Below are 12778 nucleotides of genomic sequence, written 5' to 3'. Positions count from 1 at the left end.
GGCCGTGTCGGCGCCCGCGTCCGCCTCGGTGCCGCTGGGGCGGCCGGGCGGATGGCGCGTCACCACCTACTACACGGCGCTTGAGAGCCTCTACGACGGCAAGCGCAAAGCCGTCCGGGGCTGCACGCGGTTCCACTGCTCGCACGGCAAGGAACCACTCGGCTCCTACCCGGAGGACTTCCTGAAGGTCGTCCAGATGGAGGGCAGCGGCCGCATCACCGCCGGGCCGCAGCGGGGCCGGTACCTGAACTGGTCGCACAGCGTCGGGTTCTGGCTGGACGACACGACGCGCGACTCGCAGGGCCGTCCGCTGAAGGCGTGGGCGTCGGCGGCGGCCGACAAGTCGGTGCTGGCGCGGGGGCAGCGGTTCGCGATCGTCGGCTGCGGCGAGGACGCGCACGGCCGCCCGATCGAGGGGCCGGTGTGCGAGGCGTTCCGCGAGGCCCGCTGGACGGTCACCGACCTGTTCCGCCCCGGCTACGGGGGCGAGAACCACGCCGACGTCTACATCGGCGAGGAGAAGGGGTCGCGGCTGTCGGAGTCGCCGTTCTACACGACGCTGAACCGCGCCACCCTCGGCTCGTCCTAACTGGTGACGCGCTCGGGCTCGCAGGGCGAGGCGAGCCGCGTGGCCTGCGTCCGCCCGCGGAGGGTGACCTCCTCGCCGATGAGCCAGTGCTCCTTCTCGTCCGGGTCGGCCTGGTCCACGAGCGAGCCCGCCGCGAGGACGCGCTCCTCGGTGCCCTTGGCCAGGTCGGTGAGGCGGGCGGCCTCGTTCACCGGGTCGCCGATCACCGTGTACTCGAAGCGCTCCTCGGCGCCGATGTGCCCGGCGACGGCCTCCCCCGCCGAGACGCCGATGGCCGCCGCGAGGTCGGGGACGTCGGCGCGCAGCCGGGCGGCCAGCTCGCGGGACGCGGCGAGCGCGCGGCTCGGGGCGCCCTCCAGCGGCAGCGGCGCCCCGAAGATCGCGAGCGCGGCGTCCCCCTCGAACTTGTTGATCCATCCGCCGTGCGCGCCGATGACCTCGACCACGACGGCGAAGAACTCGTTCAGCAGCCGGACGACCTCGGCGGGCGGCCGGTCGGCGGCGAGCCGGGTGGACCCGATCAGGTCCACGAAGATCACCGCGACCTCGCGCAGCTCGCCGCCGAGGTCGATGCCGCGCTCGACGGCGACGCGTGCGACGTCCGCGCCGACCTGCCGGCCGAACAGGTCGCGGAGCCGCTCGTGCTCGCGCAGCCCGGCGGCCATGTGGTTGAACCCGGCCTGCAGCAGCCCGACCTCGCTGGCGTCGTAGACGGGGACCTCGACGTCCAGGTCGCCGCGCTGCACGCGGGCGAGGCCGGCCCGCACCGACTCGACCGGGTCGGCGATGGCGCGGGCGGCGGTGTAGGTGACGCCGAGCCCGACGAGCAGCGCGATGCCGCCGAGCGCGAGCACCGCGACCGCGAAGTCCCGCACGGTGATCTTCGCGATGAGGAAGCTGCCGATCGCGAGGGTGATCAGCCCGAGGATCGGGACGCCGGTGCCGAGCGCCCAGGCGAGCACCGAGCGGGCGACGACGCCGGGCAGCCCGGTGCGGCTCGGCACCTCGCTGCGCAGCGCGGTGGTCACCGCGCGGCGCAGCAGCCGCTCGGTGAGCAGGTAGACGATCGTGCAGGTGGTGAGGCCGCCGAGCAGGCTCGTCAGGCCGAGCTTGACGGCGAGCAGGCCGGAGAACGGGGCGTTGATGACGACCCAGCCGACCGTCCCGATGCCCCACAGCGTGAGGTGCAGGGCCATCAGCCGCAGCGGCCCGTACAGCAGCAGCGCGCGCTCGTGCCGGTCGGGCTCGCCGTGCCGCTCGACGAGGCGGCGCACGCGGCGGAAGAACCGCTCGCCGAGCAGCAGCCCGACGGGCACGGCCGCGGCCACGTAGGCGGTGAAGACGCTCAGGTTGATGAGCCGGAGCCGCTCGGAGACGTGCCCGACCGGGTCGGGGACGACGACCGTGAACGCGAGCACGACGAGCGCGCCGCCGAGGTTGGCGAGGCCGGTGGCGATCGTGACGAGGACGCGGGCGCGGCGGGCGATCCGGGCGCGCGAGTCGCCGGGGGCGCCGTCGATGAACCGCCACAGGGGACCGAAGATGATCCGCCTGGGCCGGGGCGCAGGCGTCGCCTTCTCGGTCTCCATGGGCGTGCAGGTTATCCGGTCATAACTCGCATATCCCCGTCCGGAACGCGCGATCTCGGCGAGGGATTGCTCACTCAGGTGCGAATCGGGTCGAGCATCCGGTGCGGCGAGCGCAGCACCAGGCTGACCGGGTCGGTGCGGCGCCGGACGCCGGGACCGGCGTGGATCTCCAGTTCCTCCGGCCGGACCGGCCGCTCGCAGGCGGCGCACATCCCGTCCGGCCCGATCCGGGTGCCGCAGCCGGCGTGCAGGAACACGCGGCACGCCTCGGCGGACAGGTGGTCCTCCGCCCAGCGGGCGAGCGTGTGGACGACCGGCCACAGCTCCCGGCCCGCCTCGGTGAGGACGTAGTCGTGCTCGTCCTTGGCGAGGACGCCGGCCTCCACGAGCGACTGGAGGCGCGCCGACAGCACGGCGCGCGGGATGTCGAGGTGCACGAGGAAGTCGCTGAACCGGCGCACGCCGTAGAAGGCGTCCCGGACGATCAGCAGCGTCCAGCGCTCCCCCACGACCTCCAGCGCGCGGGCCAGCGAGCAGTCCTGCGCCGCGTAGTCCTTGCCGAGTGCCATGCGTCCCACATTACCCGCCAGGTAGTTCATTGACCGAACCACGCGTGCTACCGTAGCGCGGCATTCAGTTCGTTCACTGAACTTGATCGGAGATCGCATGACGACCCTGGCCGCACCGCGCGCGGCGCGCCGCGCGTCCGGCCCGCCCGCCGCGCTGGCGCTGCCGGCCGCCGCGACCCTGCTGGCCCTGATGAACTACTGCGCCCCCGCGGCGACGCTCGCCGACACCGCGCGCGGCCTGCACGCCGGCGCGACCGCGCAGATCTGGCTGATGAGCTCGATCAGCCTGGGCCTGTCCGCGGCGCTGCTCGCCGCCGGCGGCCTCGCCGACGACCACGGCCGCAAGCGGACGTTCGTGATCGGCGCGGCGGCGCTCGCCGCCTCCAGCGTGGCGTGCGCGCTCGCCCCGAACGCGCCGGTGTTCGTCGCGGGCCGGATCGCGCAGGGCGCCGCCAGTGCCGCGCTGCTGGTCACCGGGCTCGGCATCATCGGCGCCTCGTTCGGGCAGGGGCCGCGCCGGGCGCGGGCCACCGGCATGTGGGGCGCGATGGTCGGCCTCGGCATCGCGCTCGGCCCGATCGGCGCCGCCGGGCTGACCGTGCTCGGCGGCTGGCGGCTCTGGTACTGGGCGACGGTCGCGGCGTCCGTCCTGCTCGCCGCCGCGGCGGCCCGCGCGCTGGAGGAGTCCCGGGCCGAGCGGCCGCGCGGCGTGGACGTCCCCGGCCTCGCCACGATGAGCCTCGGCGTCGCGGCGCTGACCGCGGCGATCACCTGGGGCCGCACCGGCTGGACGGCGCCGGGCGTCCTCGCGCTGTTCGCCGCGGCGGCCGTCCTGCTCGCCGCGTTCGTGCTGGTCGAGGCGCGCCGCCGGGAACCGCTGGTCGACCTGGCGCTGTTCCGGCGGCCCGCGTTCCTGCTGTCGGTGACGGGCGCGCTCGCCACCGGGCTCTCCGTGATCGGCATCATGACCTACCTGGCGACGATGATGACCCTGGTCATGGGGCTGTCACCGGTCGAGGCGGCGCTCGTCCTCGCGATCTGGTCCACGCTGTCGTTCGCCGTCGCGATGCAGGCGCACCGGCTCCCGGCGCGGCTGCCCGTCCGGCGCCTGCTGGCCGCCGGGTTCGCGCTCGGCGCCGCCGGCGAGCTCGCGATGGCCGGCCTCGCCCCGGACGGGCACTGGTGGCGCCTCGCCCCCGGCCTCGCCGTCGCCGGCGTCGCGAGCGGCCTCACCAACGCGATGCTCGCCCGGCTGGCCGTGGAGAGCGTCCCCGCGGACCGGGCCAGCATGGGCGCCGGCGCCAACAACACCGCCCGCTACATCGGGGCGTCGCTGGGCGTCGCGATCGTCGGGGCCGTCGCGACCGGCTCCGGGCACGGCCCCGCCGCCCTGGCGCACGGCACCAACACCGCCCTGGTCGTCTCCGCGGTCGCCGGGCTCGCCTACGCCGCCCTCGCCCTGGTCATCCGCGACCGCCGCGCCCCCGCCTAAGCCAGTTCCTCGATGAAGGCAGCGAGCTGGGTCAGGTTGCGGCACTCGAACATCGGCACCAGCTCGCCGTAGCGGGACGCGGCGGAGTCGCCGGTGTCCCACCGGCCGCGCGGCTCGGGGTTCAGCCAGTACGCGTGCCGGGCCCGGTCCACCAGCGACTCCAGGACCGGCAGCGACAGCTCCCCGTAGTTGGAGCGCGCGTCACCGAGGATCAGCAGCGCCGTCTTGGACGTGACGGCGTCGCCGTACCGCTCGTCGAACACCTTGATGGCGTGGCCGTAGTTGGACCGGCCGGTGATCCAGACGAGGTCGGCCTCGGCGGCGAGGCGGGCCATCGCGTCCACGACGTCGCTGCCCGGCGCGAAGTACTTGGTGATCTCGTCGGTGGTGTCGATGAACGCGAACGCGCGGACCTTGCTGAACTGCTCCCGCAGCGCGAACGTCAGCAGCAGCGTGAAGTGCGCGAACGCCGACACCGAGTCGCTGGCGTCGCACAGCACCACCAGCTCGGGCCGGTGCGGGCGCGGCGGCCGGTGGTGGGTGGTGAGCGGCACTCCCCCGCTGGCCAGGGACGCGCGGACCGTCCGGCGGAAGTCCAGCCGCCCGCGCCGGCCGTGCCGCTGCCGCTGCACCAGCCGGGCCGCGAGCCGGCGCGCCAGCGGATGCACCTCGCGGCGCAGCGCCGCCATCTCGGCGCGGCTCGCACCGGCGAAGTCGAGCCGCTCCAGCGGCGGCCGGACGGTGATCCGGGCGGTCCGCTCGACGCCGGTGTCCTCGGCGATGCGGCGGCGCACCTCCGCGCCGACGAGGTCCTGGAACCGGGCGATGCGGTCGCGGAACGTCCGGCGCGCGACCCGCTCGGCCATCCCGCCGCGCTCCTGCCCGCCGAGGACGGCGTTCAGCAGCCGCGCCATCAGCGTGTCCGGCGACAGCGCGTTCAGGACGCCGGAGGAGAACCACGACTCCTGCCCCGGCGTCCGCCCGTACTCGGCGACGGCCGACCGGGCGAACTGCCGCAGGCCCGCGTCGTCGCCGGACAGCAGCAGCTCCGCCAGCTCGTCCCGGCGCGCCCGCACCCGCGGGTCGAGCGCGGGCGGGACGGGCCGCCCGTCGTCGTTCAGCGTCCGCCCCGGGGGCTCCGGCGGCGCCGCCGCGCCGTCCCCGACCGCCGCCGGGAACCACAGGTCGAAGAGCGTGTCGAACGTCGGGCGGTGCTGCGGCCGCTTGACGACCGTCGCGGCGTAGGCGGCGCGCAGCGACTCCCGGTCGAGCAGGTCGATCGCCTGCATGGCGCGGACCGCGTCCAGGCCCTCGGCGACCGACACCGGCAGCCCGGCCCGGCGCAGCTCCGCGACGAACCCCGTGTGCCGGTCGACGAGCGATGCCATGTCAGCCCCGCAGCCCCAGTTCCGTCGCGGCGCGCCGCTGGTCGGAGACGTGCTTGAGGACGACGCCGAGGGTCCGCGCGACGGCGGCCTCGTCCAGTTCGTCCAGGCCGAGGGCGAGCAGCGTGCGCGCCCAGTCGACGGTCTCGGCGATGGACGGCGCCTTCTTGATCTCCAGGTCGCGCAGCGTCCCGACCGTGCGGACGAGCTGCTCGGCCAGCTCCGCCTCGATCCCCGGCACCTGCGCGAGCACGATCTCGCGCTCCCGCTCCGCCGACGGGTAGTCCAGGTGCAGGTAGAGGCAGCGGCGCTTGAGCGCCTCCGACAGCTCCCGCGCCGCGTTGGAGGTGATGAGCACGAACGGGCGGCGCACCGCGCCGACCGTGCCGAGCTCGGGGATCGTCACCTGGAAGTCCGACAGGACCTCCAGCAGCATGCCCTCCACCTCGACGTCGGCCTTGTCGGCCTCGTCGATCAGCAGGACGGTCGGGCCGGTGCGCCGGATCGCCGCTAGTAGCGGCCGCTCCAGCAGGAACTCCTCGGAGAAGATGTCGTCGTGGGTCTGCTGCCAGCCCCGGTCGGCGGGCGACGCCTGGATGGCGAGGAGCTGCTTCTTGTAGTTGAACTCGTACAGCGCGCGGGCCTCGTCCAGCCCCTCGTAGCACTGCAGCCGGATCAGCTCCGCGCCGGTCGAGGCCGCGACGACCTTCGCCAGCTCGGTCTTGCCGACCCCTGCGGGGCCTTCGACGAGCAGCGGCTTGCCGAGCGCCTGCGCGAGGTACACGGTGGTGGCGATCGCCTCGTCCGCGAGGTAGCCGGCCTCGGCCAGCCTCGCCTCGACGTCCGCGGGCGAGGAGAACATCGCGTCGGTCATCCCTTGCCCTTCTTCGCGACGGCCTTCTTGTACTTCTGGTTGGTCCCGGCGAAGACGAGCGTGGACCTGCTCTCCAGCGTGACGCCCCAGTACGAGGCGATCTGCGGGTCGCCGCCCTGCCACGAGAACCGGAACTTGCCGTCCCCCTCGGGGATGGCGGCGCCGCTCCACAGCTTCTGCCCGCCCCGCATCCACACACCGTTGCCGTCCGCCGTGAACTGGAAGTAGTCCTCGGCCGTGCCGACCCAGCGTCCGACGAGCGGCTTGACGTCGGACGGCTTCACCGCCGGCAGCGGCGCCAGCGTCGTGGCCGCCGCGGATGGGCCGCCCGCAGCCGCCCCCTTCTCCCCGCCTCCGCCGCAGCCGCCCAGCGCGAGCGCGGCGGCACTGACGGCACAGACGGCGAGGACGCTCCGACGCGTCACGCGGACCTCCGGGGGGTCTGGGGCGAAAGCGGCAGTGTAATGCGGTTGCTACCTGGGGGGTACCGGCCGGTTCGTCCCACGGGGGGACGCGGCTCCGCCGCCCGCCCGTCTATAACCGGGACATGACGTCCCCACGACTGCCGCGCGAGGACCTCACCGCGGCGATGGCGGCCCGGCGCGAGCTCGGGCCCGACTACGACGAGGCGTTCCTGGAGACGGTCGTCGACCGCATCGAGGAGGCCTTCGACGCGCGCACCGCCGCCGCGCCGCGGCCCCGGACCCGTCCGGCCCCGGAGCCGCGGCGCGGCGGCGAGCGCGATCACAGCCTGGCCATGGCGGTGCTGTCGCTGCTCGCCGCCATCCCGCTGAGCGCGATCGGCGTCGTCAACGCCGGCCTGCCCGGCCTGATCTTCGCCATCGCCGGCGTCGTGCTGGTGAACGTCACCTACACCTTCCGTCCGCGCCGGTAGCGGCGCTACTTGCCGGGCTCGGCGTCGCGCGGCAGCCCGAGGATGCGCTCGCCGATGATGTTGAGCTGCACCTCGGTCGTCCCGCCGTAGATGGTCATCGCGCGGCTGAACAGCATGGCGCGCCCCACGATGCCGCTCTCGGCCATCGGGACCTCGGTCGTGGCGGCCGTGCCCTGCGCCGCCCAGCAGTAGTCGGCGACGTCCTGGTTGAACTGGACGCCGAGGAGCTTGCGGACGCTGGCCTCCGCGCCCGGCTCCACGCCGTTCAGCTGCTTGAGCGTGGTGCGCAGGCCGAGCAGGTCGATCGACTGGCCCTGCGCGACGAGCTTGCCGACCTCGGCCGCGCCGACGGCGTCCGGCTCCCGGTTCGCGAAGAACCGCAGCAGCTCGGGCACGCCCATGCCGAGCCCGCCGCCGGTCGACAGCGACACCCGCTCGTTGGACAGGGTGTTGCGCGCGACCTGCCAGCCCTGGTTCACCTCGCCGACGACCTGCTCGTCCGGGACGAACACGCCGTCCAGGAACACCTCGTTGAACAGCGCGTCGCCGGTCAGCTCCCGCAGCGGCCGGACGTCCACGCCCTCCGCCTTCATGTCGACGAGGAAGTAGGTGATGCCGTCGTGCTTCGGCGCGTCGACGTCGGTGCGGGCGATGCAGAAGCCCCACTGGGCGTGCTGGGCGAGCGACGTCCAGATCTTCTGCCCGGTGAGCTTCCAGCCGCCCTCGACCCGCTCGGCCTTCATCGACAGCGACGCGAGGTCGGAGCCCGCGCCCGGCTCGGAGAACAGCTGGCACCAGACGATCTTGCCCTGCAGCGTCGGGCGCAGGAAGCGCTCCTTCTGCGCGTCCGACCCGTAGCGGACGAGGGACGGCACCAGCCACGCGCCGATCCCGAGGTTCGGGGCCTTGACCTTGGCGGCCTTCAGCTCCTGCTGGATGAGGATCTGCTCGACCGGCCCAGCCTCCCGGCCCCACGGCCTGGGGAAGTGCGGGACGGTCCAGCCCTCGTCGCCCATCCGGGCGGCCAGCGCGTCCTTGTCCTCGATCGCGGCCAGTTCGGCGATCTCGGCGCGGACCCGCTCGCGCAGCGGCTGCGCGTCCTCGTCGAGCTCCAGCACGACCTCGCGGCGGCCGCCGGCGAGGGCGAGCTCGGCGACCTTGGCGGCCCAGTCCTTGGACGGGCCGAGCAGCGCCCGGAGGGTGAGGGCCCGGCGCAGGTAGACGTGCGCGTCGTGCTCCCAGGTGAACCCGATGCCGCCGAGGATCTGGATGGCGTCGCGGGCGGTCTGCACGCCGGCGTCGAGCGCGATCACCGCGGAGACGGCGGCGGCGAACCCGGCTTCCTCGGTGCCCTCGTCCAGCGCGCGGGCGGCGTCCCAGGCGGCGGCGCGGGCCTGCTCCAGCGCGATCAGGCTGCGGGCGGCCTTGTGCTTGACGCCCTGGAACTGCCCGATCGGGCGGCCGAACTGCTCGCGGACCTTGGCGTACTCGGCGGCGGTCTCCACCAGCCACCCGGCGAGCCCGGCCGCCTCCGCGCCGAACAGCGCGGCGGCGAGGTCGGCGACCCGGCCGGCGGTGAGGCCGTCCAGGACGCGGTCGGCGGCGACGGCCACCCCGGACGCCTCGACGGCGGCGACGCGGCGGACCCGGTCCAGGCTCGCGACCGGGGTGACGGCGAGGTCGGCGGCGTCCACCGCGACCCACTGCTCGCCGTCGTCGGCCGCGACCGGCAGGACGACGACGTCGGCGAGCGCGGCGCCGAGCACCGTGCCGGACGTGCCGGACACGACCAGGGAGCCGTCCTCGCGGCCGCCGGTCAGCGCGCCGTCCAGCGCGACCGCGGCCGTCTTGGACCCGTCGGCGAGCGCGGGCAGCAGCTCCGCGCGCAGCTTGGCGTTGCTGGACGCGTCGATGACGGCGCTGGCGAGGACGGTCGGCAGGAACGGGCCGGGCGCGGCGGCGCGGCCCAGTTCCTCCAGCACGACCGACAGCTCCAGCAGGCCGTAGCCCTGCCCGCCGTGCTCCTCGTCCAGGTGCAGGCCCAGCAGGCCCTGCTCCGCCAGGGCGGGCCAGAAGCCCGGCCTGGTCTCCTCGTCGGCGTCCAGCACGGCCCGGACGGCCGTCGCCGGGATGTTGCGCTCGGCGAAGCCGCGCACCGATTCGGCGAGCGCCTCGTGCTCCTCGGTCAGCCCGATGGCCATGCGTCAACCCTCTCTCAGACCCTTTTGACCGAGATTCTAGAACAGGATTCGGATCAGTGGGAGGAGAGGCGGGTCTCAGCTCTCGCGTGTCGCGGCGGCGTCCCGCTCCGCCGCGCCGGCCTCCGCAGGCGCGCCCTCGACGGCCTTGCCGGACTTGCCGCCGCCGACCGCGAGGCTCGCCACGGTGGTGGCGGTGAGCGTCCCGGCGATCACCGCGAGGGACAGCCAGATCGGGATCTCCGGCGCCCAGGCGACACCGTACTCGTGCAGCGCGTGGAAGATCAGCTTGACCCCGATGAAGCCGAGGATGAACGCCAGCCCGTGCGCGAGGTAGACGAGCCGGTCGGTGAGCCCGCCGAGCAGGAAGTACAGCTGGACGAGGCCCATCAGCGCGAACGCGTTGGCGGTGAACACCAGGTACGGCTCGGTGGTCAGCCCGAAGATCGCCGGGATCGAGTCGAGCGCGAACAGCACGTCGGTGGAGCCGATCGCGATCATGACGATGGCCATCGGGGTCAGCAGCCGGCGCCCGCCCTGCCTGGTCGTGAACCGGCTGCCGTCGTACTCGTCGGACGTCGGGATGACGCGCTTGGCCCACCGCAGCAGGGCGTTCTCGTTGACCTCGTCCTCGTCGTCGCCGCGCACCAGCCCGATCGCGGTCCAGATGAGGAACGCGCCGAAGAGGAAGAACACCCAGGTGAAGGTGGAGACCGCGGCGGCGCCGACCGCGATGAACAGGCCGCGCAGCAGCAGCGCGATCACGATGCCCGCCATCAGCACGGTGTGCTGCGCCTGCTTCGGCACCGCGAACCGGGCGAGGATCACCATGAAGACGAACAGGTTGTCGACGCTGAGGCTCTTCTCGGTGACGAACCCGCCGAAGTACTCGCCGGCGTACCGGCCGCCGGCGAAGAGCCAGACGCCGACGCCGAACGCCACCGCGAGGCCGATGTAGATCGTGGACCAGAACGCGGCCCTGCGGGTGGTGAACTCCCGCGTGTCGTTGCGGTGGATCAGGAACAGGTCGGTGGCGATGACGGCGAGGATGCCTGCGATGGTGAGGCCCCACACCAGCGGGGACACGGACAACGTGAACACCTCCAGCGGACACGAACGAGCGCTGGAGGTCTCTCCCGCCCTGAAGAGAATGCGGGCCGCGGAACCCGGGCCGGCATGGGCCGACCGTACTGACGAGAACCGCGCGCGGGGATACTCCCCTCCACTTGCCTACTTGAACGCGGGCCGCGGCGGGGCGGTTCCCGGTCCGGCGGTCTTTTTCCGAGCCCGTTCCGAACCCTGTCCCCGGTTCGGGCGTCTAACGCCCGGCGGCCAGCTCCCGGTAGACCCCGGCGAGCTGCTCGACGGCGTCGTCCTCGCCCGGCAGCGCCGCCGCGCGCTCGGCGGCCGCCGAGCCCAGCCGCGCCGCGAGCGACGGGTCGTCCAGCACCCGGCTCACCGCGCGCTCCAGCGCCTCCGGGTCGCCCGGCGGCACCAGCAGCGCCGCCCTGCTCTCCGGCCCCTGCAGCAGCGACCCCCCGGCGGGCCGCGGCTCGGCGCCCACCATGCCGGGGATGCCGCCGACCCGGGTCGCGACGAGCGGCCGCCCGGCCCGCAGGATCTCCTGGACGATCAGCGGCTGCCCCTCCCACACGCTCGGCAGCACCGCCACGTCACACGCGGCTAGCAGCCCGGGGACGTCGGAGCGGTGGCCGAGCAGCCGGACGGGCAGGTCCTCGGCCTCGATCCGGGCGCGCAGCTCGCCGGCCAGCGGGCCGTCCCCGGCGATCGCGACCAGCGGCCGCGGGGTGCGGGCCGCCCAGACAGCGGCGGCGTCCAGCAGCGTGGGCAGGCCCTTCTGCGCGGCGAGCCGCCCCACCGTCAGGATCAGCGGCCGGTCCCCCACGCCCAGCTCGGCGCGCAGGTCGGCGCGCGCGGCCGGGCCCGGCTGCGCCGTCGGCGCCGGGGCGGGCACGATCGCGTGCCCGACCGACCGGGCGCCGAGCGCGCGCATCCGCTCCTCCAGGTCGGGCGAGACGCCGAGGACGCGGGCGGCGCCGCGCGCGACGACGCGCTCCAGCGCCCCGTAGATCGCGGCGGTCCGCCCGCCGGTGATGACCGCGTTGTGCAGGGTGACGACCAGCGGCGGCCCGCCCCGGGAGAACCGCAGCGGGCCCGGCGCGACCCGCGCGCCCGCCGCCACCGCGAGCGCCCCCGCCCGCAGCCCGTGCGCGTGCACGACGTCGGCGCCGCGCAGCAGCGACCGCAGCCGCGCCACCGCCCGCGCGTCGTGCACCGGGCGCGGCCGGTCGGCGAGGTCGACCTCGGCGAACCGGGCCCCGGCGGCGCCGAACCCGAACTGCTCCTCGGTCTGCGCGGGCCCGCACACCAGCACCCGGGCGCCGCGGCCGGCGATGCCCGCCGCCACCGACCGGACGTGCCGCCCGACGCCGCCCGCGCTCGTGCCGAGGACGAGCGCGACGCGCAGGCCCTCCAGGTCCCGGCCGTCAGCCATGGCGTGTCACCTTCCGGGTGAGGACGGCGCGCAGGTCGCGGCCGTCGATCATGAATGCGAGCAGCAGGAACACCGCGCCCGCGACCAGCGCGGCGAGGGCCCCCGTCCCGACGTTGCGCAGCTCGCCGGCCGCGCCGGTGCCGCCGGGGCCGAGCAGCGCCGCGACCGCGTAGCCGGCGGCGCCGCCCGCCGCGCCGCCCAGCACCCCGGCCGCGAGCGCGCGCGGCAGGCCGCGCGCGGCCGCGGCGCCCCGCGCGCGCACGAGCGTGCCCAGCAGCAGCACACCGGCGACGGTCATCCCCAGGGCGTTGCCGACGCCGAAGGCGGCGACGACCCACTGCCGCTCGACCGCCAGCACCAGCGCGACGTCGAGGTAGGCGGGACGGCCGTAGGCGGCGGCGAGCAGGACCAGGACGAGGGTGACCAGCGGCCCGGTGACGATCAGCCCGGCGAGGCGCCCGGCGGGGCGGCCGTGGAGGGTGGCCAGCAGCGCCGGGAGCAGCGCCCCGGCCATGACGGCCAGGGCGGGCAGCGCGGTGTTCAGCACGTCGGCCGTCACGGCGCCTCCCGGGCGGGGCCGGTGACGAGTCCGGCGCGGCGCAGGCGCCGCTCGAAGGGGGACGGGCCGCGGGCGAGGCGGTGCACGCGCAGCCGCCCGCGTTCGGGGTCGTC

At 75.0% G+C, this 12778-nt stretch carries 12 protein-coding genes; 3 read left to right on the top strand and 9 right to left on the bottom strand.

The genetic code is table 11. The annotated features are described in order from the left end of the window. On the top strand, window positions 1-589 hold a 589-nt coding region (locus tag ETD96_RS30245), incomplete at its 5' end, for a hypothetical protein (RefSeq protein WP_338072614.1). Here the strand turns inward: ETD96_RS30245 and ETD96_RS30240 are convergent. Further along, entirely contained in the window at window positions 586-2178 is a 1593-nt protein-coding gene (locus tag ETD96_RS30240; RefSeq protein ID WP_138639897.1) for an adenylate/guanylate cyclase domain-containing protein, read from the bottom strand. The genes ETD96_RS30245 and ETD96_RS30240 overlap by 4 nt on opposite strands. Before the next feature lie 74 nt (window positions 2179-2252). Then, on the bottom strand, window positions 2253-2747 hold the full coding sequence (locus ETD96_RS30235) for a winged helix-turn-helix transcriptional regulator (RefSeq protein WP_138639896.1): 495 nt from the start codon (window positions 2745-2747) through the stop codon (window positions 2253-2255). A gap of 97 nt (window positions 2748-2844) precedes the next feature. Between ETD96_RS30235 and ETD96_RS30230 the strand changes: the two genes are divergently transcribed. After that, window positions 2845-4239, top strand: coding sequence for an MFS transporter (locus ETD96_RS30230; RefSeq protein ID WP_138639895.1), 1395 nt, complete (start codon window positions 2845-2847; stop codon window positions 4237-4239). On the opposite strand, the gene ETD96_RS30225 is transcribed toward ETD96_RS30230, so the two are convergent. The 3 genes from ETD96_RS30225 to ETD96_RS30215 are packed head-to-tail and all read right to left on the bottom strand — an operon-like array spanning window position 4236 to window position 6923. Further along, window positions 4236-5627, bottom strand: a complete 1392-nt coding sequence (locus ETD96_RS30225) for a vWA domain-containing protein (RefSeq protein WP_138639894.1) — start codon at window positions 5625-5627, stop codon at window positions 4236-4238. The two genes, ETD96_RS30230 and ETD96_RS30225, sit on opposite strands and share 4 nt — an antisense overlap. Window position 5628: 1 nt before the next feature. Beyond that, a complete protein-coding gene (locus ETD96_RS30220) occupies window positions 5629-6498 on the bottom strand; it encodes an AAA family ATPase (RefSeq protein WP_138639893.1) in 870 nt (289 codons plus the stop codon). Then, window positions 6495-6923 (bottom strand): hypothetical protein, encoded by a 429-nt coding sequence (locus tag ETD96_RS30215; RefSeq protein WP_138639892.1) that lies wholly within the window; start codon window positions 6921-6923, stop codon window positions 6495-6497. The genes ETD96_RS30220 and ETD96_RS30215 overlap by 4 nt, the downstream gene beginning before the upstream one ends. A gap of 122 nt (window positions 6924-7045) precedes the next feature. Here ETD96_RS30215 and ETD96_RS30210 point away from each other — a divergent pair, with 122 nt between their 5' ends. Then, window positions 7046-7393, top strand: coding sequence for a hypothetical protein (locus ETD96_RS30210; RefSeq protein ID WP_138639891.1), 348 nt, complete (start codon window positions 7046-7048; stop codon window positions 7391-7393). A gap of 5 nt (window positions 7394-7398) precedes the next feature. On the opposite strand, the gene ETD96_RS30205 is transcribed toward ETD96_RS30210, so the two are convergent. The 4 genes from ETD96_RS30205 to ETD96_RS30190 form a co-directional block, all read right to left on the bottom strand. Next, the gene (locus ETD96_RS30205) at window positions 7399-9594 is read right to left on the bottom strand and encodes an acyl-CoA dehydrogenase family protein (RefSeq protein ID WP_138639890.1); all 2196 of its coding nucleotides are present in this window, start codon (window positions 9592-9594) and stop codon (window positions 7399-7401) included. A 75-nt stretch (window positions 9595-9669) separates the two neighbouring features. After that, entirely contained in the window at window positions 9670-10683 is a 1014-nt protein-coding gene (locus ETD96_RS30200) for a TerC family protein (protein ID WP_138639889.1), read from the bottom strand. Between the two features lie 226 nt (window positions 10684-10909). After that, on the bottom strand, window positions 10910-12106 hold the full coding sequence (locus ETD96_RS30195) for a glycosyltransferase family 4 protein (RefSeq protein WP_171069301.1): 1197 nt from the start codon (window positions 12104-12106) through the stop codon (window positions 10910-10912). Continuing rightward, window positions 12099-12665, bottom strand: a complete 567-nt coding sequence (locus ETD96_RS30190; protein WP_138639888.1) for a monovalent cation/H+ antiporter complex subunit F — start codon at window positions 12663-12665, stop codon at window positions 12099-12101. The genes ETD96_RS30195 and ETD96_RS30190 overlap by 8 nt, the downstream gene beginning before the upstream one ends. Window positions 12666-12778: the final 113 nt, after the last annotated feature.

It is taken from the genome of Actinomadura geliboluensis, assembly GCF_005889745.1.
GTDB lineage: Bacteria > Actinomycetota > Actinomycetes > Streptosporangiales > Streptosporangiaceae > Spirillospora > Spirillospora geliboluensis.
This window is presented reverse-complemented; position numbering and strand designations above follow the sequence as displayed.